A 24,877-nucleotide genomic window follows, 5' to 3' on the forward strand; every position below is an offset into this window, starting at 1 on the left:
CACTTTAAGGTTGTATAATCTCTACATTTGCTGCAAATAGGCTTTTGAAAGTAATACGAAGACATATTGTTGGAGAGCTGGTTGAAGAAGTTCGATTGAGCGATTTTGTAGTCGAACAATTTGAAGAAATTCCATCCAGAAGTGCTGCAAAAAAGAAAATTAAAAAAGGTGTGATTCGCGTGGATGGAGAACCCAAATCTTCAGCTGATTGGGTGGATACGGGACAAGTCATAGAACTGTTAGAAGAAGAACTAAAATTACTCAAGGCATATCATCTGGATTTTGAAATTATTTATGAAGATGTGTATTTAGCTATTGTCAATAAACCTGCAGGAATTCCTGTAAGTGGGAATCAGTTTAAGACGATGCAAAATGCTATTATCGGTAAACTCGAGGTATCCAAAGAATCGGATCGTTTAAATTGGCCCAAACCTGTACATCGTTTAGACGCACCTACTAGTGGATTGTTAGTTTTTGCCAAGACTTCCAATGCCATCATGAAGTTGGGACAATTGTTTGAAAATAAACAGATCAAGAAGGTGTATCATGCGATTGTGATGGGAGATATTGATGAATCTGGTAAGATGGATGATAAATTGGAAGGGAAAGCAGCTCTAACCTATTTTAAGCGATTGAGTCAGGTGTCTTCCTTAAGAAATCAGTTATTGAGTTGGGTAGAAGTGTATCCTCAAACGGGTCGCACACATCAAATTAGAAAGCATCTTTCAAAACAAGGATTTCCAATTATGGGGGACCAACTTTACGGTGATGACGGAAATGTGTATAAAGGAAAAGGTTTGTTTTTATGTGCCGTTGGATTGGAATTTCAGCACCCGATGACTGATCAACCATTGAATATAAAGATAAAAGCACCAAATAAATTTGACTTATTGATGACCCGAGAAAAAAGGAGATGGGATAAGTATCACAACCCGGAAGAATAGTTTAACCTTGCAAGAGAAAACAGGCCGGTATGGGATTAACAAATAATGATATTATAAAAAAATTGAGAGTTGCCCTTAAACTAAGAGATGATGATATTATTGAAATCTTAAAGCTGGTAGATTATAATATTGGTAAAAGTGAATTAGGTGCTTTTTTTAGAGCAGAGGATCATCCTAAGTTCATGCCGCTACAAGATCAAATACTAAGAAACTTTTTAAACGGACTCATTATTTATAAAAGAGGTCCTAGAGAAAAGAAATAGACTTAGAAAAGAGAGCCAGTTGCCGCAAAAGCAAATATCCCAACGTACATCACAATTATAACAATAGCGGATATCCCCATAAATTTGTAATGGGATTTTAAGTTCATTAAGGAATCTTGCAAAGCATAGCTGTTTTTTTGATTGATTGCCGTTTTTGTGTGGTTGGAGAATTTGTAGAGATATAAAACGGGAAAGAAGTAGAGTATAGATAACCCCAAATAAATTGCTACTATGATCATTGAGTTTCCTGCAAAAGGCATTTGACTATCAGTGGATGAGAGAAATACGCTCATAGAAAAAGCTCCCAAAACCATTAAGCCGATTCCAATAAAGCCTAGAATGGATAAGAATTTGGCCCATTTAGCGGTTTCCGAAAGAAATCCCATCATTGTGGAATTTAATTGTAAAGCATGGTTTTCACTGATATTGTCGTCCAGAATGTCTGCTTGATTTTCCATTAGAGTATAGTTTTTTGATTAAATGAGTGTAAAGGTAAAACAAAGAGACCCTAGATTTCGGTTATTTTCACCTTCTTTTTCTTGAGTCTCGTTTGATTCAATGCTGTCATAATCTGAGGTACTTTATTTTTATGGATGGAGACAAATGCACAATCGCTCTTTAACTCGATTACTCCCAATTCATCAGGCTTTAATTGACCTTTTTTGAAGAAAGCTCCGGCAATATCTCCTTTTGAAATTTTATCTTTTCTTCCACCGGAAATAAATAAAGTGGTCCATGGATTTTTTATAGTCATTTTAGACTTCTCGGAAATATCTACCGTATCTAAATCTAATTGCTCAATAAAGTCGGGAAGACGTTCATCTTTCCATGCCAAAACATAAGCAGTTCCATCGCTATTCATTCTTGCTGTACGACCATTTCTGTGAGTAAATTCCTGACTTTTAATAGGTAGATGATAATGGATGATATATTTGATCTCAGGAATGTCCAGACCCCTTGCTGCTAAATCCGTAGCGATCAAAATTTGATGGGTACCATTTCTAAATTTAATCAACGCTCGTTCTCGATCACGTTGTTCCAGTCCTCCATAAAAACATCCATGTGGAATTTTATTCTGCTTAAGAAAAGAGGAAACACGATCAATGCTATCCTTGAAGTTACAGAATATAATTCCCGGTTGATTTCCTAAAAAATGAATGGACGCTAATAGTGTTTCAAGTTTATCTTTTTCGGGAGAAATGATCTTTTTGATTTGAAGTTGACCATTTTCTGAGTCCAGATAATTAATGGTTATTGGAGCTTTAATATTTACAAAGCTCGGGATTTGCAATTTTTGAGTAGCAGACGTTAAAATTCTCTTACGAACCTGTGGGAGTAGCGAAATAATTTCTTGCATCTCATTTTCAAATCCGATTTCTAATGCTTTGTCGAATTCATCCAGAACCAAATATTGAATATGTTCAGTAGGAAACGTATCTCTTCGTAAATGATCTGCAATTCTACCCGGAGTTCCAATCAATAAAGCCGGACGATGTTTTAACTCGATTTTGTCCTTACTAAATAGTCGCCCACCGTAGGCTGCATTGGTCTTAAAACCAGAGCCTAATTCTCTGGCTACCTGTTCGATTTGGATGGCCAATTCACGTGATGGAGCTAGAACAAGCGCTTGAACTTCCTCAATTTCCGGGTCAAGCATTTGAATGATTGGCAACAAAAATGCTAATGTTTTACCTGTTCCGGTAGGTGAAAGTATCACCGTTTCATTTTGTTCTGAAATGGTTTTAAAAGATTCCTGTTGCATGGGATTGAGTTGCTCAATTCCCAGTTTTTGTAGCATTTCAGCTTGATTCCTAAAATTTGAAGACATGGAGGCAAAGGTAGCTCCATATTTTGAAAGGGAATCTGAACTATTGTCCGTATTTTTCAATAGCCAATCCAGCCAAAGGATGTCCTAGTTTTTTAGCAACTTCCCAGTCCAAACATGCTTTTTTGCGACTTCCGCCATCAAAGAAAGCTACACCTCTTTGATAAAAGGCTTCGGCATTTTGAGGATCGAGTTCAATGACAACATTTAAATCTTTTTTAGCTCCAATGTAATTTCCCATGCCCATCTTAGCTAAAGCCATTTGATGATATGCTGTGATATTTTCAGGGTCTTGATCAATTACGGTTTTAAAATCGCGAATGGCATCTTCAAATTTATAGGCTTGTGCTTTGGCTTTCCCTCTAAACAATATAGCATCGGTGTATTGCTGATCTAATTCCAAAGCGAGGTTGAAGTCTTTAATAGCTTTTTTACTTTGCCCCATTTCCAACTTGGTTAAACCGCGGTGTAAAAAGGCTACCTTATCACTTGGCTCCAGTTCAATCACTTGATTGTAATCGGCAATGGCTCCTTTGAAATCTTGAAGAGCTCTTTTGGCATTGGCACGGTTGAATAGGGCTACTGTATTTTGTGGGTCTAACCGTAATGCCAGATCATAATCTTCGATAGCTCCTTGATAATTAGATGTAGTGAATTTTTTGACCCCGCGATTACAAATCATATTAGGTGATGTCATCTCTGGAGATGATTCATTATTTCCAGAAGAGTTGGAAATGATAAAATTGGGGGATTGATCTGAATAGGCTATTTCTTGGTTTTGCGCTGTTGAGGAGAGGTGGAGTGCGACTAATAAAAGCAAATAAATAGTACGTGTATTCATAATTAGTAGGTTGTGTGGTTGAAAATTAAATTATTACGAGAAAATATCGAAGCGTTTCAGATGAATTGAAAAATAATTGAAAGCATTTGGGAAGTAAATTAAAATGGGAGAATTCCTGAAGAGGTCATCGAGAAGAGTTACAGTATTTTTCAATTGTTGGGGCGGCTAATTCATGTCCCAATTCTTTAGCTTTCGCCCAATCTTTACATGCTTTAGACTCACTTCCGCTGTCATAATAAGCTACACCTCTTTTGTAATATGCGTTTTGATTTTGAGGATCGATTTGGATCACTTTTGTAAATTCCTTTCGAGCTCCACCATAGTTTCCCATGCCTAATTTAGCCAGTCCTTTTTGATAATAAGCTTCTGTGTTTAAAGAATCATATTTAATGACTTTATTTAAATCGCGAACGGCATTTTCAAAATCCTTACTTAGATTTTTGGCAATCCCCCGATATAAAATGGCGGTAACATAATATTTATCTAACGCCAATGCGAGATCAAAGTCTTTGATTGCTTTTTTATAAGCTTCCATTTTGACTTTAACTTTTCCTCGTTGAACGAGAGCCACTTTATCTGTAGGGTCGATAGAAAGTACCTGTGTATAATCTTTGATGGCTTCTTTAAATTGGTTGTTGTGTAGATATGCCCCACCACGATTAAAATATCCGGTCACATCCGTTGGATCTAGTTGGATAGAGGTGCCAAAATCAGAAATGGCGAGATTAAACTTCAAAAGTTTTAAATATGCGTTCCCTCGATTATTGTACAGGAATGGAAGGTTTTGTTCTAATTCTATGGCTTTGGTATATGCTTTTATCGCACCTATATAGTCTTCGTGATTGTATTTATGAATCCCGATTTTGTTCCATTCGCTTGCCGTTTTCTGTGCAATACCACTGTATTGACATAAAATGAATCCCAAAAGAAATATAAATCTAACCACGGAAAATGATGAATTGTGGAGAAACTTAAAACAAAATCATTTGATTATCAAAAGATTGAAAATCAATATTAGGTTAAGAATAAATATTTAAAATTAATGCCGCTATATTTATAATCAGTTGCTAATTTCAAAGTGTATTTCGTGAGCTTCATTGAAAGATGGTATTTCTAATTTCGAAATCATAGCTTCAACAACTTTTTCTGGTACCTTATAATTTCTATGGTGATTTTGTGATAATAGTTGTTTAAAAGGAACTTCGATATAAAATATTTTTACGCGAGCACCATAATCGACAAAGAGCGAAATCCATTTACTCCGCATATCAGAGGTGATATTTGTTGCATTAAAAACAAAAGACTTTTTAGCTCTCAAGTATATTTTAGCTTGTTCTTTACCCATTTGAATCACTTGTCCGTTTTTCTTCTTATCAGTTGGTTCAATTTTATGAGAGCGTCTGATTTCGTCAAGCGATAAAACTGGGAAATCAAAGTTGTTTTTGATATATGTGTCCTTACCACTTCCTGGTAAAGCACACATTACAATAACTTCAAACTTAAGATCATTGAAAGGAACGTAATCCGGTGAAATTTCCGGTTTGTTTAAGTATAAGTACCGACCATATTCGGACTCAAAAACTCTGGGAGTTCCAAAACATTTATTCTCCTTACACAATTCATTGAAAAGCTCAATTCGAAGTAAAATATCATCTTTATCCAAACAGATTCGACCCAAAACATCGGCTTTTGCGAGCATAGATAAATGTTGAGTGTTTAGTTGTAAACTCACCGAAATGACTTCTTTATTAGGGTCTTCTTTTTGTAAAGCCCAAAGAGGTAGACCATGATATCGAACTAACCTTGCGATTTGTTCACGAATTTCAAAAGGAGTTTTTATTTCAGTATAAAGTATCGCTCTTGTCGTTAATTCTCCTTTTTTAGCATGTCTGGGGGATACAATTCTTGTTTTCCCATCAATTTCTTCAGTGGTGGTAGTAGATCTTTTTTCAATATCATGAAACAATGCACTTGCAAAAAGAATATGCTTTTCCTGTTCAGGAAGAAGTTCATATTCTGGTAATGCAATTAATGCTTCAACTACCATCTTAGTATGAGTTAGAACGTCACCTTCGGCATGCCATTCTTTATCTTGAGGAACGCCTCTCATGTCTCGAATCCAATCAAAAGACATCTCCAACTCATCCCAGTTGATGGGTTGGTCAATTTCATATTTGGGAAATTTCCAAATCATAGTTGTTCTAAGAATTCATAGCCATACCATTTGTATTTATGGTAATCTATAAGTTTAGTTGGCTTCCAGGTTTTAGTCCAATGTACATTGGTTTGAACATGCGATGCTCTAACTAATTTAAACAGGTTGTCGAATTCGTTATGTTCCACCGTTAGATCTCCATTGTTTGTATAGAACGAATCTTTGTTCCGGATTACAAAGCCTTCGGAACATGCTACTCCGGTTTCTGGGTCATAACCTCCAAGTTGACCTGCTGTATTTACGCTTTCTTCCCAGGACATGTTCAGGTTTGAAGTTAACCAGGAAGTGAGAATTTGATTTTCATTCTTTTGTTCATTAAAAATAGTTTTTAACTCGTTTTTGATTTGAATTTCTGGGACAACAGGGAAATCTAGCATTTCAGCGTAAAACTTGACTTCTTCCCAGCTGAGCCAGAGATCTTTATCACGCACTGCAAATACATAAAAAAATGATTCAAGTTTGTTGTAAGCTATAGAGTGAATACCATACATATTCTCTCCAAAGATTTCTAGATTGTTCAGATCATTTTTAATCAATTTCCATCTTTCCCTTAATGGTTTGTCCCAAGGATGTTCCGTTGGAGCAGTATGTGATCTGGCAAAAACACCGTGTTTATTGAAACAATTGTTTTGACCATCCAGTTTCTCAGTGAGAATTAGTCCATCTTTTTGTGCAAATGATTTCACATACCCGGCAGGCATAAAGCGATCATCAGATGTTGTTCCTAAACTAATATGCGCATGAAGACTACGATTATATTTTCTGGATTCATTCACGGTTGAGGTATTAAAGGGAGAGGCGAAAGTAAGGTTATTTCTGATTTTAAAAAGAATAGGGCTGAATATTTATCTAAATCCCAATCGGGTTATTAGCCCAACAATAGGTCCACCGGCTAGAAGTGCAAGCAGATTTATAAAAAATAGGGTGAGATTATGATCGCTAATATGATGTGTATAGTCCACACTAAATATGGAAAGTCCTGCCAGAGTCCACCCTAAAAATGAGAAGAGTATCCAGGATATATTTGATTTGATATAAGGTTTAATAAGTCTGATTTGCAATATTCCTGAGATAATACTGCCAAGAGAAATACATAATGCAATGAGTAAGGCGTTGGGTTGAAAGTAAATAAATTGTTTGATGAGGTCTAAAATCAAAAAAGGAATGGTAAGTCCTATGGTGAGATAGAAAATCCACTGTTTGGAAATTTTAATATGAGCATCTAAAAAGCGCCATTGCATATAACCCATACCAAGTCCCATTCCTATGGCCATGAAGAACTGCAAACCTTCAATTCCGAATGCATCAAATGAGACTGAGAAGATCAAAGTTAAGAGTACACCAAAAAGCCATCCCAAGCTGGAGAAAATGATCCATTTATTATGAGACTTCCGATCCAGGTTCATGATTAGCCTCCAATTTTTAGGCTTGCGGTAGAGAGCCAAATCCACAATAAAATAGGGATGATGATTAAAGGTAAAACCTGTATGAGATCAATCAGAATTTCGGTGTTGTTATTCTGTTTTCTGTGAAAACGAATTAATGCAATTGTAACCCAAAGCCAGTATAAAATGATTGAAATTCCAGCGAAAATGACCAGGTAGATGCCATCTAAATATCCATTTTGGATCATCATTCCCAGGGCGAATGAAGCAACGGTGGAAACGAGATACAACAAAACCATGCCGATCAACGGAAAAGGATCGCTTTTTTTTAGATTGTTTTGAAACCAGTTGATGAAAACTACAATCACTATTAAATTCAGAATAATACCCATGGATCAGTTGTTTTTACTGATCAACTAAGGTAAAGAAATATGAAACGCTCTTCATTTAAATAAGATTAAATTAGGTTAAAATATGGCGTTCTGGGTTTAGTCCCTGTGCGTTTTAAATTGTGTTTTTAAAATGGAAATAAGTGCAATAGTTGAGGAAACAGACATAACAGTAAAAATGATTTTTTTTCGCAATGGCTGCCAGTCTTGAAACAAAAATGTCCAGTTCATTTTAAGGACTAGAATTCCAAATGCAAATAAGATCAAAAGCGAAAGGTATGTTTTAAATGTTCTGTATTTGTTTTTCATATATTGAATCGACAGGAGTAAGATCCCGATAAAAGCTGGAATCCACGGAGTAATTCTTAGAATCCCGAATTGGAGATAATGTCCAGTAAAACCAACACAACTACAAAGCAAGAGTATCAGACTATAATAGGTGATAATTTTTCGCATAATCATAAAAAAGGGAAGTTTGTCAAACTTCCCTTTTGCATTAAAATCCACCAATTATTTGATGTGTTCTGGTTTATATAATAGAAATGCTTTTTGGATTTCAGCAGTTGTGAAAACATGACTTGCAATGAGCGCGTAATTCACCAGTGCAGTTTCGTATCCATCCATATCAGGAAGAATTGCGGCTGCTGTAGCGTCTTTGACAATACCTACCTCAAATCCCTGTTCCATAAGTTCACGTAAATGCGCTTCGGTACATAGATTAGATAACATTCCACCTAAAATAACTTTATTGATTTTTCTTTTTCGGAGTTGTAGAACCAGATCATTGGATTCAGGACCAAATACTTTGTGCGGGGAAGTGATGATTACATTATCACTCTCGATGTATTTCTTATAACGTTGTAAAAAGTCCGCACCTGAATTTTTAAATCCCTGATCGTTGATGGGATCACCTTTGGTAAATAGATTAGCGTTATGCGCAAATGCTATCATTGCGCCTTTAGAGTCCCATTTATGATCGTGTTTATAGATAAAATGTGGTGAAATAAATACCGGAATATTGTATTTTTCCCCTAGTTGAAATAGAATTTCAATATTTTCAATGGTATTATTTTTTTGAACACTTGGTCCAACTAAACCCCAGGCAACACCATCTTCGCTAAGAAAATCGTTTTGTGGATCGGTAATAACGATGGCGGTGTTCTTATCGATTTCAAATCCGGGATCAGGTAATTGCGCGAATGAAAAAAGTGAAATGAATAGCGCGCTGACTAAAGTTATATTTTTCTTGTTCATGACGAATGATTTAATGTTTATGCAAATGGATTTATGTCTGCGGTAGGTCCATAAATAGACGGTAAGGCAACATCTAAAGTGCGTAGGTATGTGGCCAATTCACCGCGATGGTGGTAGAGGTGATTTAGAACAAAAGTTCTGATAAAACTCGAGCGAGGCATGGTTGCTATTGGAGTTTGAGAACGGAGTAAATTCCATTCTTTAGTGAGCCATTCTTGTTTTTCGGTTTCCAGGATGGACCGTGATACATTTTGACTTTTTTCAAATGCCAATAGAATCTCTTGTTTGTTTTCTGGGATCGGATGCTGAACGATAACTGTAGTTTCTACCTGTCCATCATGAGCAAATTGTAAATTTCTACCGGGCAGACTGGCTACATGCAGTGCCAATTGTCCTAAAGACATTGCTTTTTCGTGTGGTTTGTAGGTCAGATGATCTTCTGGTAAGATTTCTAGTAAATGACCTGTTGAAACAAATTCTTGTTCCAATTCTGATAAATAATCTAGTGCATTCATAGTGTTTTATTTTAATAAATGAATGCCCCAAAAGTCGGAGGGTTAAGAAAGAAGCAACGGTATCAAAAGATACACGAGTGAAAAAATTATAGAAGTTCTATTTCCCCACGATGTAGAACCAATTGATTGTTGAGTTCGAACTGCTTAAGAATTCTGGAAATAACCACACGAGTAGTTCCAAGTTCATTGGCTAGTTGTTGGTGTGAAATTTGAATTTTGGATGAGTTTTGTTTCTCTTTTCGAAGATGTAAATATTCTAAGACACGTGTATCAATATGATCAAATGCCACACTTTCAAAAGTGTCTAATAATTCATCATAACGATTTCTGAAAGTTCGAATCACGAACTGATTCCAGGAGGTATAATCCTTTTGCCATTTGGTGATAAACGGAGTGGGGATCGCTAAAATTTCGGTAGGTTCTACGGCAATGGCAATGGAAGGGCTTTCATGATTAAAAAAGCTGGCGGAAAGAGACATCATACAAGTTTGACTGGGTTCTACATAATAGAGCAGAATTTCCCGATCTTCTTTGGCCTGGAAAACTCGAATTTGCCCGGAAATTACAATGGGCAGTACTTTTACATATTGTCCTTCTCGGACAATAACGTCTCCTTTTTTAAAAGATAGGATCTCACCCTGATCAAGAATTTCTTCTCGAAGTTCTTTTTCGGTGATAAAATTTAAGCTCTTAAATATATCAGAATCAGCAATCATTGGACAGGTTTTATGATGTCAAATGTATTGAATGTTGGGTAGTTATTTTATGAGATAATTCAGTATAAAAAGTTAATAAGGGGTTTGTTTGATCTTTTTGGTATTGATTAAAAAGTTAATGCCGAAGTTATGATCATTAATTCCAACCATGTTACTATTGGTGAAATTGAAATTATAACCATATACTAGCCTAAAGAAATCGACACCAATACCAATTTCAGGTCTGAATACCCAGGCTGTTTGATCAAAATCGGTATAATGAATGATGTTGCCTCCGAGATTTAATCCGCCATTTCCACCGCCAATCCAGGCAAAAACTTTGAGCCCCCAAATAAAATCCTGATGTAATTTAAATTCGTTTGAAACTCCATATATGAATGTACTGGGATGAATGGTACCCACCAGGTTTTTCTTAATTCCTAAACCTAATTCAGCAAAGTGATTGTGCTGAAACTGATATCCAGCGACCATAGCTAAATGTGTTTCCCAATATGGAGATAATCTTGTGTAGGTTGAATCCTGACCAAATCCTGAGGAGCTAAATAAAATGATGATTATAGTATAGAAGTATTTCATCCACCTCAAAACGCAAATTGATGGAAATTATTGGATTAAGGTTTTAGAGCCTGCAAATGATCGAGTTTTGATAGTTCAAATTCTAAGACCTGATTTGCATGTAGTACGGTCAGACTGATTTTTACATGTTTGTTTTTAAGTTCTTCTAGTACATCACAAAGTTTGGTCGCGCCATTTTGTTGAAGGTTAATTCCATTAAATTTTAAGATTTGATCTCCAAGTCGTACGCCTTTTTTGAATAACTCTGAGGAATCATAAATAGAACCGATGACAATTTTATCCTGTTTTGAGGTTGGGTAAAATCCATAATTTGAAAGTGATACGGAGTCATCTTTAATTTTGTCAAGAACTATAAAATGGTTTTCCCAATTTAATGTTGTGCGATAATCTCTAAGAAATCGATTGCCAATGAGCACTTTGGTGTTTTGATCACTGAAGTTTATGATATTGGAATCTATAGTAATACCGTTAAGCTGAATAGGGTAGGAGATTATTTTTTGTTCAGCTGCTGTTTGTCCATGAAGCGCATAAGCGTAATTGAATTGGGTCACAAATGGAATATGATCCGGTTGGTGTTGTTGAGAGAGAACGATGGAGCCGTTAAACCCCGTGTCAAGTAATCCCTGATCGATAAACGAACTATCCATATGAATAGATAAAGTAGGATATCCCTGGATATCGGATTGAAAAGGAATGGTATCCGCCTCTGATGAAGATGGTAATAGATTGGGTTGATCTGTAAATATGATGGCACTTTTTGAATAATCTATTTGCCAAATCCCTTTGTTCATTATGTTGATACCAATAATACCTGAGATATCTATACAACTTAATTTACTGAGGAGTTGAAGGTCTGTAGTAGTGGCGACAACGTCATAAAATGGAATTTGTCCAATATGTAATTGGTCGATTTGGATGGTCTGTAAAAACCTCCTTTGACCATTGGAGTCAAATGTTTTGGTCTTGCCCAACTTTTGATAAGAAATTTGGGACAAAAGGTTTTGATCCAGTATGGTATGTGCACCAGTATCAAAAATAAAGTTCTTTTCAGTACCGGAGATATTTACGGGAATGACGATCAGCCCATTGACGATTTTGAATGGGAGCTCTTGATAATATTGAGATTTTCCCATGTGTTCATTTTGTTTGGCTTTTTGGATTTTAAATGCAGATAAAACGCCACATGAGGAGAATGAGAGTAAGCTAAGGGTATATGCAATTGTTATGTATAGTCTCATTAATATCAAATAATATGGCATATTAACTCTCTACTTTGAAAGTTATTGGCTAAGTAAGGTATTTAGTCTTTCTAAAGCTATTTCTTAGCCTTTTTGATGAGTTTAAAAGCCCAATCGTAATGACTGGACGTAGCAGATACTAAATAAGAACCCAATGATGTACTTCCAGTCCATTTATATCTTTTCTTTTCAAAAAGTTCTTCATCCGAGTGTTTCTTAATAATCTTTTGGATGATTTCAAATGATTCTTGTAAGAGTGATTTGACCTCATTAAGCTCTGTAGAATTATACATTTCCCAAATTTTTTTATTTAATGCAGGAACCGTCTTCCATGTATAACCTTCAGCTGGCATAGCAGGTTTTTTATCTAACATACCTACCTGATACCAATCAGACATCATTAAATGCCAATGATGTAGATGTGCCAGAACATCACGAATATTACGATTCATAGTACCTTCTGGAAAATCTGCTTTTTGTTCTTCTGCTGAAAACTGGTCAATGAAATGAAGTAGTTTTTGATAATTGGCATTACTTAAATCAATCAGTTCGGTTTTGTTTTTAGGTCTAGGCATAGCAATATAATTTAATGGGTTAAAGGTAGCGATAATGACCTAAGTATGAGATGTGATTTGTTGAGGTTTTTAACTGATTTTGATCAGATGGAAAATGTAGAAGATCAATGCCATTAGGCCGATAAGCAATAAATTCATTAAGAGAGTCATCCACCATTTTCCGCCTATGCCATAGCTAGTAGCCAAATGAAGATCAATACCTCTAACTGGTGTTAGGATTTTAACATTCATAGAGGTTAATTCATCGAGTTCAACGTGAATAGCTTCTGAAAACTCAAGAGTTACGCTTTGATCGTTTACATGGACATCTCTAATTCGAAATCGTTTTTCACCAGAGATCGTGGGAAGAAAAATATAATCACTAACTGAAATAGGTCGAGAACCAGTAACGGTACCGATGATGATGTTATCATAGATAGTATGTATTTCTAATTGGGGCAATGTAAATAAGTTTGTTTTGGTTAGGTATATAGTTCTAAAGCATCTTTAAGTTTGTTTTGAATGCGTCTTCTAAATGTTCCAGGTTTTAATACCTGTATTGTATTTCCAAAACCAAGTATGAGCCGTTCAAATTCAAAGTTTAGATGGACTTTAACACGAATGATAGCACTCCCATCATCGTTGATTTGTAAAGTTTTTTGTGATGAGTGAAAAGGTTTAGTAATCACATAAGGAGCATTTCTAGCATCTAGTTTTAAATCTACTTCTTGTAGTTGCTCATCATTTAGAACCGTAACCCCATAGGTGTTCTTAAAGTATTCATCCCCATCAAAATGTTCTTTTAAATAATCTACATCCAGATTGTAATCAATTTGAATAATTCTATCTAAAGCTAAGTTCATAATTGGCCCTTTTCGTTTGCTTTTACCGATAATAAACCATCTGTTATTGAACTGTTTTAATATAAAAGGATGAAATACTATTTCTGAGGCTTTTTTAGCTTTAAAAGAACGATAGGTTAATGTTAAACAGACTTCTTTTAAAATAGCCTGATATAGAATGTCTAAATATTCAAGTCCCTTAAGGTTTTCATTTTTATCAAGATGTATAATTGATGCTTGATTATTTTTTTCAGTATAGATTTTATCTTCTAGTTTATGAATGATACCATTTAATTCAGAGAACAATGAGAAGTCTTTAAACTGTTTAAGCATCTCCACAGTTTCCGACAAAACATTCATATCATTTTCAGTTAAAGGGATATCGGTTATTGAGTAGGAGTCATCTTCATATTTGTAATATTTTTTATCGTAGACAATGATTGGTGCATTGTATCCTAGTTTATCACTTCGCATCAATTGAATGTCCAGTTGTACACTTCTTTTACTCACATTAATATCTCTTCCTTCATAGTCGTATAAAGCTTCTGAACAAGCATGGATTAGGTCGTCAAGTGTCCATTTTTTATATCGATTTTGGAGGCATTTATCGATTGTTTTGTAACGGATTAAAGCGTTTTTATTTTGAGCCATATGCAACAAATTTAATAAGGAAAATTAACTACGTAAAATAATTGCGTAGATATGGTTGAGGTTTGCAATACAATTAAATATTTAGCTATGGAAAATCAAATATTGAAAGAGTTAAAACGTGTGGAAGAGGTAAATAATGTTGAATTACTATTTGCCGTGGAATCAGGAAGTAGAGCTTGGGGATTTGAATCTCCGGATTCTGATTATGATGTGAGGTTTGTCTATAGACGTGGTTGTGAAGCGTATTTAAGTTTATGGGATTCTAAGGATACAATCGAATTTATGACCGAGGATAATTTAGACGGTTCAGGGTGGGATTTTAAAAAAGCAACATTGTTACTTTCAAAGTCAAATGCATCGTTTTTGGGGTGGTTGTTTTCTCCAATAGTATATATAGAAAGAGGAGATGTTTTAAGAAATATGAAAAAATTAGCCATAGAAAATTTCAATCCAGTTTCAGGATTTTACCATTATCAGAGTATGAATAAAGGATTTTATCAAGGGCTAAAAGAAAATGATATGGATATAAAATCTTTCTTTTATACTGCTAGAACAGCGCTTTGCGCAAATTGGATTCTCAAATTTGGCTCAATTCCCCCAGTAAGATTTAAAGAGCTGTATGCGTTAATTGATCAGGAAAGTATGCAATTGTTCGATACTTTAATGGATAAGAAAGCTACCATTAAGGAAAAAGATAAGTGTGAAATTGATTTAAGACTAGTTGAAGTGATACACCAAATAGTAACTGAGAATAATAATTTAAAGGATGTTGTAGAAACTCGAAAAGCTAATTATAAAGAATTTGATAGATTTTTTTTAAATGAGTTATTATGAAATTGGAAGAATTAAAAGATTCAAACTATATAATATTTGAATGTATAAGTGGAAGCAGAGCATATGGGCTTGATACTGCTACATCTGATACGGATATTAGAGGTGTATTTATATTACCTCAGGACATATTTTATTCCCTCGATTATATTGGTCAAATCAGTAACGAATCAAATGACATTGTCTATTACGAATTGAGGAGATTTATTGAATTGTGTACAAATAACAATCCCAATATTTTGGAATTGTTAAATGTTCCGGATCATTGTGTGTTGTATAAACATCCCATATTTGACTCTATAAAATCATCTATGTTTCTGAGTAGAAAGTGTGAAATGTCATTTGGGAATTATGCTTATTCACAAATTAAAAAAGCCAGGGGGTTAAATAAGAAGATCGTTAATCCAGTTGAAAAAATACAGAAATCAGTTTTGGATTTTTGTTCGGTTTATGAAGATGGGAGCTCTATTGGGCTGAGGCGGTATTTAGAGATAAGGAGACTAAAACAAGAGGGTTGTGGACTAAGTAAAATACCCCACATGAAAGATTGTTTTAACCTTTACCATGACCAACGTGTTAAATACAATGGTATTATCAAAAGTGATAATTCGAATGAAGTTGCTCTAAGTAGTATTCCAAAGGATCAAACTCCTTTGACAATTTTATTTTTTAATCGAGATGGGTATTCAACTTATTGTAAAAAGTATAGGGAATATTGGGATTGGGTAGATAAACGAAATGAGAATAGATATTTAACTACGATTGCCCATGGAAAGAATTTTGATTCAAAAAACATGATGCATACAATACGATTACTTTATATGGCTAAGGAGATAGCAACTAAAAAAAAAGTTGTCGTAGCACGAGCCGATAGGGAGCATTTGTTGAGCATTAAAGAGGGAAAATATGATTATGATGAATTGTTATTAAAGGCTGAAAGTTTAAAAGCTGAGCTAAAAAGTATTTATCAGAAATCAGATTTACAAGAGCAGCCGGACATTATTGCGATCAACAAGTTACTTATCAGAATGAGAAAAGAGTTTTATTCATTTTCTAATTAATTATTAAATTCTATCATTAAGTTTGCACCTATTATTTGAAGAAATAGTGAAAAAACGACAAAATATACATGAACAATCGGGACTAATGCTATTTAGTTTTTATCCGCAATACGAACGGAATAAGGGATGTTATGTGTATTAGATATTGAATTTAAATAAAAGAATTCTTGATATTTCAAAAGCGTCCAATCATTTGGGCGCTTTTTTTTTGATTTTTTTTATGGTGAAAAAATAAATTAAAGACATAGCAGCAAATTGAATTAGAAACATGAACCAATTGGGAGACAGACAATTGTAAAAATGTGAAAAATCTACATAAAGTGGACAGGGATTATATTATCTTGTTTTTGGTTTAATCTGTTGATAATCAATGAAATAAATTTAATTTTTATTTGGTGGTTTTAGAATTTCATTTCATATTTGCACCGTCAAAATAATTAAACGATTTAGAAATGTTGGAAATACACTTACATATAGAAATAAAACAAAGCCTTCAGGTGAGTTGCCCAAAACAACGATTCTATTCGCTGCAATACCCGGAATATTTAAAAGAAGATGTCTTAAAGAGTTAAGGTTATTAATTTAATCATAGGTCTGAAAGCATCTCAAATGAGGTGCTTTTTTTTTGACCCTAATTTGGAAGAACAAGCCAATTGGTGGTGGCCACGGTTTTGAAAACCGTTCGGAGCTAACGACTCGTGTGGGTTCGATTCCCACTTCTTCCTCTTCTGGAGAGTAGGTAAATATTGGTTTGTTACGCTCACCTGCTAAGTGAGTTCACATTTTGGTGATGAAGGTTCGATTCCTTTACTCTCCGCAAAAGAAATAAAGATAAAATCGAGTAGTAGAGGAGTCAGGTTTATCTCTCCTCATTTGGGATGAGGAGTGCGTAGGTTCAAACTCTGAACGAAGTGATCACCGCAGGTAATCCTACCTATTCGACAATTTGAAAGTGTTGAGCAATTGGTTGGCTCACCAGACTGTAAATCTGGTCTCTTCGGAGCATGTAGGTTCGAACCCTACCACTTTCACTAAGACATTGAAAATTTGAATTTTGTTTTAACTGTCTCTTAAATGTTATTCAGGTTGCAATGTCTTTAAACTGGGAAGATAACGATGGATGTTTACCCGCATTGGAAGCGGGAGGTTGTAGGTTCGAGTCCTACTTCTCAGACGAAATAATCAAATCAAGATTTCTTGAATTTGGTTCAAGCTAAGTGTGGTAGGAAAGACGAAGTCAATCCTATTTCTTAGGCAGAGTGCCCTGTAGTGTAATGGCAACACCCGAGAGTTTGGTTCTTGAACTATAGGTTCGAATCCTATTGGGGCAACATATATGCGGAGATGGCGGAATAGGCATACGCGTCTGATTTAGAATCAGGATTTTGAGAGTTCGAATCTCTCTCTCCGTACAAATGGTGTTTTTAGTTTATGCGGTAAAACGTCTCACTGTGGATGAGGAGAACAGGGTTCGAGTCCCGAAAACACCCAAAAGGAACAGTAGCAAAGCAGGTCAATGCGGTGGACTAAAAATCCAAATATACAGGTTCGAGCCCTGTCTGTTTCACGTATTTTTTAGGAGTATAGTTTAAAGGATAAAACCTTGGTTTACGAATCCAAAGATGCGAGTTCGAGTCTTGCTATTCCTACAAATAAAATTTTATTTCAACTACGCTAAAAGATTGCGTATACGCTATGGACTTTTGTTTCATCAAAAGAAAAAGTTCTTTAAAATAGATGAGGTAACTCTATGGTAAGAGTAGATATTCCAATTTGATCAGGATATTTATGAAACACGACATAATTATTTTAAGGTGTTTCACTCACAAATAATAATTCATTAATAACCGGAATGATCATTAATCCTTATTTAAAGAATATTTCAGGGTCTTAGGATTCTGTTGGTGGGTTCGAATCCCACCTACCTCACATGTAATTTAGTGTTTATAAAGAGAGTAGAGGATATAAAAGCGGCCTCTACTCTCACATGTGGTGATCCAATATTATTTGTGAAATAATTATGGATATTAGTCGTAGAGATCAATGTTTAATCTGCTGAAGAAGCTACATTAATGAAAGGATCCCACATAAAGTAACCCACTGCAGCACCTGTTGCGTTATCAATTAATGCAAAAGACAAAGTATATTGCACATTTACATCTGTTGAAGTAATAACAGCTGCAGATGCTTTATATACCACTTGATTTTTATAAGGTGATGGAGTCACTAATGGGTTTGATCCAGCTGGAAGGTATTGAGTAGTGTTGATTAAGTCGTAAGACACATCCTCTAATGCTGTAGATGGGTTGAAACCACTAGCATAGATATATGCTGTATGATTTACATTACGTCCAAATGTGGTCATACTCCATTTAATGGTGTCACCTTGTTGAGCAGTGATTTTTAACTCCGATCCACCTTTGTCATCGGTTGTGAATTTATTTTCAGAGATCATTGCAATGAATACATCTGAACTTCCCCAGGACCCCAGATTGGTTGGTGCACTTTGTGTACCTGCTTTTAAGCTGCCTGAATTTACTTGTTTTACTAATTCTCCTGCGTTTACCGCTACGATTACGTCAATTGTTGCCATAATTTTAATTTTTGTTTCTTACTCATAAGGCTTTTCAGATTCCGCCTCCTGTAATTACTTACAGGAAAGACCGTTTATTAGAGTGGGTTCTGCTCCACATTTTTCAAAAGCTTTTGATAAGACAAATATGAGTAGTCAAGCCACCAGATATAAGAGCAGAAATATCTGTTTAGAGAAACGGTTAAAAATATCCGGGTACAAAAAAAGCAGGGGTTAACCTGCTTTTAATAAGGGGGTGATCTTTGTTTTAGATAGCTTCTACGATATGGTGTTTGATGGCGTACATCACCAACCCACTCATATTTTTAGAATCTGTTTTTTGAAGTAGGTTATTGCGATGGCCGTTTACAGTTTTGGTACTAATAAACAATTCATCCGCGATTTCGGAAGTGGTTTTTTGTTGGCAGATTAATCGTAATACTTCCAGTTCTCTATTGGTTAATTGAGTTTGGTTTTTGGGTTGTTTGACTTCCCCAGCAAGTTTGCCCCGCAAAGCAGATAAAGTTCTTTCGTTAATATAAGAGCCTCTTTCATGGACTGCTTTAATGGCATCGTAAACTTCGTCAGGATCACTATCTTTTACTAGATAACCATGCGCTCCTTCTTCAATAAGTTTAGATATCAAATAAGGATCTTCATGGACAGAAAGAATCAAAATTTTCATTTCCGGAAAGTCTTCTTTTAATACCTGAACCACTTTCCACCCATTAAATTCTTCATGTCCATCAGGTGGTAATGTTAAGTCTACCAACATGACATCTGGAATATCTGGACTTTCGTCTAAACGTTTTTTCATGGAAAAACCATCTGGAGATTCAAATATCATTTCGATATCTTCCCAATAAGTGATTAATGCTTTTAGTCCTTGTCTGAAGAGATGTTGGTCTTCTACCATTCCGATCTTAATAGTGTGACTCATTTTATATAGATTTAATATGGTTATGATGCATCTTGATTTGTGGATAGTGGTTGAATAGGAATCGTGATTTTGGCATAGAATCCACCATTTTCATGGTTGCCAAAATGGATTTCTCCTTCAAAAAGATCGACACGACTTTTTAAGCTGGTTAGCCCTAAACCCTGATTGAGTATTTTTTTGGGCAACCCTTTTCCATTGTCTGTATATCTACAAAATAATTGTTGCTTATCCTGATAAATGCTGATTTCTATGACGGTAGCCTGGGCGTGTTTTAGTGTATTGTTTATAAGCTCTGAATAGATTCTGTATAATCCAATTTCTAATAACCAGGGGAGTTTATTTAAGTTTTTAGCAATTGCAATATGCGTTTGCAATTCACCGGTTTGGTTCACTTTGTTAAGTAAGCTCAATAACGATTTTTCCAAACCCATTTGGGCAAGTTGTAATGGCATTAATTGATGACTGATATGGCGCGTAGATGCCATGGTCGTTTCCATTAATTCGCGAATGGGTTTTATATTTTCAGGGGAAATGATGTCTTGATTTTCCAATTGTACTAATTGCATTCGGCCGATAGAAAGCGCAGCTCCCAGTTCATCATGTAAATCTCTGGCAATACGTTTCCGTTCTTCCTCCTGAGTTTTTACAATGGTATGCAGTAGTTCCTTTTGATGCGTTCCCTTTAATGCTTCTTTTGCCAACTGTTGTCGAATAACACCTTTTTGAAATTGTAGGTACATAAGGATGACTCCTAAGGCAATAAGCAGTAGAACAATGACCAATGGCAACAGGATCATTAATAAGTCTATTTCTTGGGATATTTCCATAGTCCAATAATGATACAGATGTAAAATATGAGGTAAATCAAAGAATGAAATAACCAGCTGATTTGGAATTCGGTAATACTATATTTAGTAAGTATTTCTGCGAAGAAGAATAACAATAATCCTGAAGTGTGGTATATAAATAGACCTGAATTCACCCAAATCAAACTAGAAACAAACCCCTTCTTTTCTTCTCTAACCGTTTCATTAAGAAGGAAGATAAAAAGTGATAATGAGAAAATGATAATCAATAAACTTTCTATAGATAGCGCATAGGTATTGAATGAATCAATGTCCTGCCAAAAAATGGTATTTACAATGCTGAATAAAATAAACAGCCATAAGGACAGCAACATTATCGTTTTATTGATAAAGCCTTTGAATACTTCTTTATAGAAGAGCACGAATAGAATGTAACTGATCGGAACATATATATGCAAGAAGAACAAATTACTGATACCATATCTTCCCATTATAGAAGAGGGTAATTGGATCACTAGTGAGAACAGGATAAACCAACTGATATACTTAAAGGCCCCCTTAAACTTTGAGTAATAATAAATCACATAAATTACAGCCAGTATTAATATGAGAAGAGGTAGTGTAAAGGTGATATTTTGTAAATTCATTACACTGACATTAGTTACTCTATTGGCATTAAAAGATGATTTAATGCACTATTCTGTGCACACATTTTTGGACATGGATAGGTCAGGTCTAAAGCATATTGTTGTTCATAATAGTAATCTACTAAAGTGGTACAATTCTTTTTTTCGGTAGGTAGAACATATAAATGAGTTTCAATACCTGGGAGTTCCAGTCCATCCAATTCTCTTACAGCCATATACACATTTATTCCAGTGGCATTGGGGTGGGCGCTTAGAGCTTCATCAATATCGTGTTTGCTGATATAATAGGATTTGTCCTTTGCCGGGACAAAAGGAATATTGGAGTAAACACCTTCTCTACGATGATTCGCAATGAGAAATGAGTCAACGAATGCTTTGATATAGGTAGAGTCAGATGGGTTGAATGATATTGGATTGTATTCAATTTGATGTTTTTCAAAATCTATATTCACAGATTGTGGTAGGAGATATGTCCAGGTTTGATAGGCCGCGACATGCCTTTTAGCAGCTGTTGTATCAACCTGACGTGGAGCAAGAAGACAAGGCTCTTCAATTGGTACTTTGGTAGATGTATTATTGTTTTCAGCTTCAATGTCGATTGGAGGGAAGATAAATGTAATTAATTGGGAGATGATAATACCTATAATAATTAGCCCGATGGATTTCAAATGATTGATTTTCATAGTTGTTGTTTTTGTGGTTTAACTGAATTTGAAACCAATGTAAGAATACTTTGGTGATAAAGTATTTAATCTACGTAAAAACGGATAATTGAAACTACTTAATTTCATAAAACAGGTATTTATACCCGTTTTTAGATAACGCACATTTTTACATAGACATCAGAATTAAATTTCTAAAGCCATCACAGGTAAAAAACGCCCCGGAATTGATGTAGGAATTTGATCTATGGTTTTAAATCCGAAATGAGAATAAAAGGATTCTGCATGTGGGTCCGCATCAAGTTCAATGGATTGATATCCTTGTTGACGCGCATTTTTAATACAATGATCTAATAATGTTTTTCCTAGCCCTTTTCCAATATGTGAAGGAAGGATAAACAGGTTGTCCAATTTGATTTGATCAGGAGATGATTCGTAAGTAGAATAGTAACCTAAAATCGTATGATCATTTTCAAGTTTAAATACCTGATGTATCTGGATATATTCCTCTGTTATGGTTAAATCATCTGTCCAGGATTTCATTTGCTCCGGAGTGTAACCCCAATAGCTTTTAGATGCTAAAGTGAGCGTAGTCAGTTGTTGTGCATCTGAAATAGTGGCCGATTTGATTTCCATATCCATGGATTATTTAATGAGTTCTTTGAGTTGGTTAAAACTGGTTTTAGACAATTTACCCCATTTCATCAAAGAACGATATGGATAATTTTCGACTTCACCCATCGGGTCAATTTGAGTATATCCAATAGGTGTAGAATTGGAGCTATAAAATACAATGGTTTGTGTATGCTCTGGAGTACCAAATTCGCCCCATTCATAAGCAGAAGAATCGTTTAAGAGCAAGATAATTTGCATGGTGTTTTGTGAGGTTAATGTTGATTTAGTATAAGGGAAAGTATTGTCAAATACCACTGCATAATGTGCACCATTTTTAAGGAAAGAATAACCGTTAATGAGGTCTTGTTCTACTAACTTCTTATAATTCTTGCGATATGAGATTTCTGATTCAGGATACATATCCTGAAATGAATTTAGTTTGGGCTTAGAAAGAAATACCCAGAGTCCCCATAATCCAATAAGAACCAAAATGGTTATAGTGATTAATCGTATGAAGGAGACGACTTTCATTAAGAATGTAGAAATTTGGCTTGATAGTTTTCCATGACCGCATCAATTATGAATTGATAGTTGTATGCTCTTCCAGCTTTCGTGCGTTGCAATTTAAGAAGAGTCTCGTAAATACGATCATCCTGAATATCTTTTAATGCCCAGATCGCCTGTCTTTTATCAAACCAATCAAACTTGTGCTTATGAATGATATGCAACAGATGAGGAATGGCCTCTTTACGGTTAAATTGAGCAATATGTTCCAACCCGATATGCCTTTTTAAGCTATTTCTGCTTTGAATAAGTTGAAGTAACGTTTCATAGGTCTCATCATCTTCTCTTTGAGCAAAAGCCCGATCAATCAATTGACGAATATTGGGCTCGATGGACACATCATTGAAATCGATAAATGAAATAACATGCACCAGTGTATGTATGGGCATTTGAGTAGGATAGTTGTTCAGTAGAATACAAGCCGCGCGAATCTTATTCCTTTTGTTTTTGGAATGATCAATAATCCGAGTCAGTTGATGAATTCTGTCTTTCAAATGGTTTATTTAGAAACTGGATGAAATTCTCTATTATAGTTCGATGTTAATGTTTTTTTAGAGGAATCAAAAGTGAGAATATATTCAAAGTTTAATCCAAGTACCAACCAACTTCCGTCTGATAAAAGAGCCATTTCGTTTTTCATATCTTGTTCTGCGCAGACAAAAATCGGAATATCATTTTTAACTTGAATTTCAGCCTCAACATTTCCTATTGTGATATATTTTCCTGTAATCTTCTTGACCTCTGATTTTTTGGTTTTAATCACTTTGGCCCCGGTTGTAGTCACATGGTTTTTATTCGTTTGCATATCAATACCGATTGCTGAAACAATTTCCGGAGTGATGTTTAAAGATTCAACTATGTCATTCCCATTATAGCCCAAATTGGTTAAAGTAACGACACTAATTTCTTGGGATGGGATTTTTATATAATTCACTCCTGTAATTCCACCATGTTGAATTATGCGCATTCCATTGATATCATTGATTTGCCAACCACAACCATAGTCTATGGTACTTCCATTATTGAGAATTCCTTTTGAGAATAGAAGTTGCGTACTTTCTTTATTTAAAATAGAATGGTTATTCAATGCTTTGTCCCATAAATACAGGTCGTTAATGTTGGAGAATGCGCCAAAGAATGAAGGGATTTCATAATCCCAATAACGCATGATGTTAATCCAATCCCCATTTTTAAGAGAATAACCTCTTGCCTGATAATTGATCACCGCTTCTTGTTGTAAGAAGTAAGTGTTGTTCATCTCCAAAGGTTGAAAAAGCTCTTCGGTTAAGAAGTCATTGTAACTCCCGGTGATGTTGTCAATGATCAAACCTAAAACCAGATAACCTACATCACTGTAGTTATAGTATTCTCCAGGTTCAAAGTCTAAGGTATCCGTAATGATCGATTGGATCGAATTTTTTTTAGAGATGGTATTGGTCTGCATCATAAGGTCCAGCTCTTCCGAAGTCATTTTCTTATAGCCGGAGAATCCGGGACTCATAAACTTATCACGAGGAAACATACCAGGTAATCCGGATGTATGCCATAACAGATGTTTGATTTTAATGGCATTCCAATTTTGAGGAGCTTCCGGGAAATGTTTGGAGATTGGATCATCGAGATTTAATCGTCCACGTTGTTGCAGTAGAAGAATGGCTGTTGCAGTAAATTGTTTGCTAATAGAGGCCAATTCAAAAGAAGTTTGCCCCATAATCGGAGCTTTGTTTTGAATATCTGCCAAACCATACGCACTTACTTTGATTAGTTCGTCCTTATGGAAAATTCCTATAGTAGCGCCTGGGATTCGATACTTTTTCATACCCGCTTCCATTACAGAGTCAACTTTGGTCGTATCAATAGATGACTGTGCGTTTAAAGATAGGTTTAAAGGGGTAGTTAGAAGAATAAGAACAATGAGTCTAAAGAAATTAAATGATCTCATAACGCGGGTAATTGGAAGAAAAACGTTCT

The 24,877-nt window shown here is 35.2% G+C and carries 29 protein-coding genes and 10 tRNA genes; 14 read left to right on the forward strand and 25 right to left on the reverse strand.

The genetic code is table 11. The features are described 5' to 3' along the window. Window positions 1-44: 44 nt before the first annotated feature. Both KFE94_11210 and KFE94_11215 read left to right on the forward strand, forming a co-directional pair. Window positions 45-944, forward strand: a complete 900-nt coding sequence (locus KFE94_11210) for an RluA family pseudouridine synthase (protein UTW65238.1) — start codon at window positions 45-47, stop codon at window positions 942-944. A gap of 29 nt (window positions 945-973) precedes the next feature. Continuing rightward, the gene (locus KFE94_11215; GenBank protein ID UTW65239.1) at window positions 974-1,207 is read left to right on the forward strand and encodes a DUF1456 family protein; all 234 of its coding nucleotides are present in this window, start codon (window positions 974-976) and stop codon (window positions 1,205-1,207) included. Window positions 1,208-1,209: 2 nt separating this feature from the next. Here the strand turns inward: KFE94_11215 and KFE94_11220 are convergent, their stop codons facing one another. The 16 genes from KFE94_11220 to KFE94_11295 form a co-directional block, all read right to left on the reverse strand. Continuing rightward, window positions 1,210-1,665 carry a hypothetical protein gene (locus tag KFE94_11220; GenBank protein ID UTW65240.1) on the reverse strand — a complete coding sequence of 152 codons (456 nt, stop codon included), beginning with the start codon at window positions 1,663-1,665 and terminating at the stop codon, window positions 1,210-1,212. Between the two features lie 50 nt (window positions 1,666-1,715). Continuing rightward, window positions 1,716-3,035: a DEAD/DEAH box helicase gene (locus KFE94_11225; protein ID UTW65241.1), complete on the reverse strand. Its 1,320-nt coding sequence runs from the start codon at window positions 3,033-3,035 to the stop codon at window positions 1,716-1,718. 40 nt (window positions 3,036-3,075) lie between these two features. Beyond that, a complete protein-coding gene (locus KFE94_11230; GenBank protein ID UTW65242.1) occupies window positions 3,076-3,873 on the reverse strand; it encodes a tetratricopeptide repeat protein in 798 nt (265 codons plus the stop codon). Window positions 3,874-3,997: 124 nt separating this feature from the next. Continuing rightward, complete coding sequence (locus tag KFE94_11235) at window positions 3,998-4,798, reverse strand: tetratricopeptide repeat protein (protein UTW65243.1); 801 nt, start codon at window positions 4,796-4,798, stop codon at window positions 3,998-4,000. 135 nt (window positions 4,799-4,933) lie between these two features. Continuing rightward, window positions 4,934-6,067 carry an AAA family ATPase gene (locus KFE94_11240; protein ID UTW65244.1) on the reverse strand — a complete coding sequence of 378 codons (1,134 nt, stop codon included), beginning with the start codon at window positions 6,065-6,067 and terminating at the stop codon, window positions 4,934-4,936. Then, entirely contained in the window at window positions 6,064-6,789 is a 726-nt protein-coding gene (locus tag KFE94_11245) for an RNA ligase family protein (GenBank protein ID UTW68262.1), read from the reverse strand. The genes KFE94_11240 and KFE94_11245 overlap by 4 nt, the downstream gene beginning before the upstream one ends. A gap of 144 nt (window positions 6,790-6,933) precedes the next feature. Then, entirely contained in the window at window positions 6,934-7,494 is a 561-nt protein-coding gene (locus tag KFE94_11250; protein UTW65245.1) for a hypothetical protein, read from the reverse strand. 2 nt (window positions 7,495-7,496) lie between these two features. After that, a complete protein-coding gene (locus tag KFE94_11255) occupies window positions 7,497-7,865 on the reverse strand; it encodes a hypothetical protein (protein ID UTW65246.1) in 369 nt (122 codons plus the stop codon). A 507-nt stretch (window positions 7,866-8,372) separates the two neighbouring features. Further along, a complete protein-coding gene (locus KFE94_11260; GenBank protein ID UTW65247.1) occupies window positions 8,373-9,116 on the reverse strand; it encodes an isochorismatase family protein in 744 nt (247 codons plus the stop codon). 17 nt (window positions 9,117-9,133) lie between these two features. Then, complete coding sequence (locus KFE94_11265) at window positions 9,134-9,631, reverse strand: damage-inducible protein DinB (GenBank protein ID UTW65248.1); 498 nt, start codon at window positions 9,629-9,631, stop codon at window positions 9,134-9,136. A gap of 86 nt (window positions 9,632-9,717) precedes the next feature. Further along, a complete protein-coding gene (locus KFE94_11270) occupies window positions 9,718-10,347 on the reverse strand; it encodes a Crp/Fnr family transcriptional regulator (protein UTW65249.1) in 630 nt (209 codons plus the stop codon). 72 nt (window positions 10,348-10,419) lie between these two features. Then, complete coding sequence (locus KFE94_11275) at window positions 10,420-10,923, reverse strand: hypothetical protein (protein ID UTW65250.1); 504 nt, start codon at window positions 10,921-10,923, stop codon at window positions 10,420-10,422. A gap of 35 nt (window positions 10,924-10,958) precedes the next feature. Then, a complete protein-coding gene (locus KFE94_11280; protein UTW65251.1) occupies window positions 10,959-12,161 on the reverse strand; it encodes an aspartyl protease family protein in 1,203 nt (400 codons plus the stop codon). Between the two features lie 77 nt (window positions 12,162-12,238). Then, complete coding sequence (locus KFE94_11285) at window positions 12,239-12,736, reverse strand: ClbS/DfsB family four-helix bundle protein (GenBank protein UTW65252.1); 498 nt, start codon at window positions 12,734-12,736, stop codon at window positions 12,239-12,241. Between the two features lie 69 nt (window positions 12,737-12,805). Then, a complete protein-coding gene (locus tag KFE94_11290; GenBank protein UTW65253.1) occupies window positions 12,806-13,177 on the reverse strand; it encodes a hypothetical protein in 372 nt (123 codons plus the stop codon). A gap of 20 nt (window positions 13,178-13,197) precedes the next feature. Beyond that, on the reverse strand, window positions 13,198-14,208 hold the full coding sequence (locus KFE94_11295) for a WYL domain-containing protein (GenBank protein UTW65254.1): 1,011 nt from the start codon (window positions 14,206-14,208) through the stop codon (window positions 13,198-13,200). Window positions 14,209-14,295: 87 nt separating this feature from the next. On the opposite strand from KFE94_11295, the gene KFE94_11300 reads away from it, so the two are divergent. The 12 genes from KFE94_11300 (at window position 14,296) to KFE94_11355 (ending at window position 17,749) form a co-directional block, all read left to right on the forward strand. Then, window positions 14,296-15,042: a nucleotidyltransferase domain-containing protein gene (locus KFE94_11300; GenBank protein UTW65255.1), complete on the forward strand. Its 747-nt coding sequence runs from the start codon at window positions 14,296-14,298 to the stop codon at window positions 15,040-15,042. Next, entirely contained in the window at window positions 15,039-16,100 is a 1,062-nt protein-coding gene (locus KFE94_11305; protein UTW65256.1) for a nucleotidyltransferase domain-containing protein, read from the forward strand. The genes KFE94_11300 and KFE94_11305 overlap by 4 nt, the downstream gene beginning before the upstream one ends. Before the next feature lie 638 nt (window positions 16,101-16,738). After that, window positions 16,739-16,825 (forward strand) — tRNA-Ser (locus KFE94_11310). 5 nt (window positions 16,826-16,830) lie between these two features. Next, window positions 16,831-16,917 (forward strand) — tRNA-Ser (locus KFE94_11315). A 21-nt stretch (window positions 16,918-16,938) separates the two neighbouring features. Continuing rightward, window positions 16,939-17,042, forward strand: a tRNA-Pro gene (locus KFE94_11320). Between the two features lie 6 nt (window positions 17,043-17,048). Next, window positions 17,049-17,131 (forward strand) — tRNA-Tyr (locus KFE94_11325). 71 nt (window positions 17,132-17,202) lie between these two features. After that, a tRNA-Pro gene (locus KFE94_11330) sits at window positions 17,203-17,274 on the forward strand. An 86-nt stretch (window positions 17,275-17,360) separates the two neighbouring features. Next, window positions 17,361-17,431 (forward strand) — tRNA-Gln (locus KFE94_11335). A gap of 7 nt (window positions 17,432-17,438) precedes the next feature. After that, window positions 17,439-17,512 (forward strand) — tRNA-Leu (locus KFE94_11340). 6 nt (window positions 17,513-17,518) lie between these two features. After that, a tRNA-His gene (locus tag KFE94_11345) sits at window positions 17,519-17,589 on the forward strand. Between the two features lie 5 nt (window positions 17,590-17,594). Further along, window positions 17,595-17,667: transfer RNA gene (locus KFE94_11350), tRNA-Phe, on the forward strand. Window positions 17,668-17,677: 10 nt separating this feature from the next. After that, a tRNA-Arg gene (locus KFE94_11355) sits at window positions 17,678-17,749 on the forward strand. 398 nt (window positions 17,750-18,147) lie between these two features. Here KFE94_11355 and KFE94_11360 read toward each other — a convergent pair. The 9 genes from KFE94_11360 to KFE94_11400 form a co-directional block, all read right to left on the reverse strand. Then, window positions 18,148-18,693 carry a hypothetical protein gene (locus KFE94_11360; GenBank protein UTW65257.1) on the reverse strand — a complete coding sequence of 182 codons (546 nt, stop codon included), beginning with the start codon at window positions 18,691-18,693 and terminating at the stop codon, window positions 18,148-18,150. 247 nt (window positions 18,694-18,940) lie between these two features. After that, window positions 18,941-19,612, reverse strand: a complete 672-nt coding sequence (locus KFE94_11365; GenBank protein UTW65258.1) for a response regulator transcription factor — start codon at window positions 19,610-19,612, stop codon at window positions 18,941-18,943. Window positions 19,613-19,632: 20 nt separating this feature from the next. Further along, window positions 19,633-20,439: a hypothetical protein gene (locus KFE94_11370; protein ID UTW65259.1), complete on the reverse strand. Its 807-nt coding sequence runs from the start codon at window positions 20,437-20,439 to the stop codon at window positions 19,633-19,635. Next, window positions 20,418-21,065: a hypothetical protein gene (locus KFE94_11375; GenBank protein ID UTW65260.1), complete on the reverse strand. Its 648-nt coding sequence runs from the start codon at window positions 21,063-21,065 to the stop codon at window positions 20,418-20,420. Before KFE94_11375 ends, KFE94_11370 begins: the two co-directional genes overlap by 22 nt. 14 nt (window positions 21,066-21,079) lie before the next feature. Continuing rightward, the gene (locus tag KFE94_11380; GenBank protein UTW65261.1) at window positions 21,080-21,748 is read right to left on the reverse strand and encodes a hypothetical protein; all 669 of its coding nucleotides are present in this window, start codon (window positions 21,746-21,748) and stop codon (window positions 21,080-21,082) included. A gap of 165 nt (window positions 21,749-21,913) precedes the next feature. Further along, window positions 21,914-22,363, reverse strand: coding sequence for a GNAT family N-acetyltransferase (locus KFE94_11385; GenBank protein ID UTW65262.1), 450 nt, complete (start codon window positions 22,361-22,363; stop codon window positions 21,914-21,916). A gap of 9 nt (window positions 22,364-22,372) precedes the next feature. Beyond that, entirely contained in the window at window positions 22,373-22,873 is a 501-nt protein-coding gene (locus tag KFE94_11390; protein ID UTW65263.1) for a hypothetical protein, read from the reverse strand. Beyond that, the gene (locus KFE94_11395) at window positions 22,873-23,400 is read right to left on the reverse strand and encodes a HEAT repeat domain-containing protein (protein ID UTW65264.1); all 528 of its coding nucleotides are present in this window, start codon (window positions 23,398-23,400) and stop codon (window positions 22,873-22,875) included. The genes KFE94_11390 and KFE94_11395 overlap by 1 nt, the downstream gene beginning before the upstream one ends. A 5-nt stretch (window positions 23,401-23,405) precedes the next feature. Further along, a complete protein-coding gene (locus KFE94_11400) occupies window positions 23,406-24,848 on the reverse strand; it encodes a beta-lactamase family protein (protein UTW65265.1) in 1,443 nt (480 codons plus the stop codon). Window positions 24,849-24,877 lie beyond the last annotated feature (29 nt).

This window comes from bacterium SCSIO 12643 (genome assembly GCA_024398135.1).
GTDB lineage: Bacteria > Bacteroidota > Bacteroidia > Flavobacteriales_G > Salibacteraceae > CAJXZP01.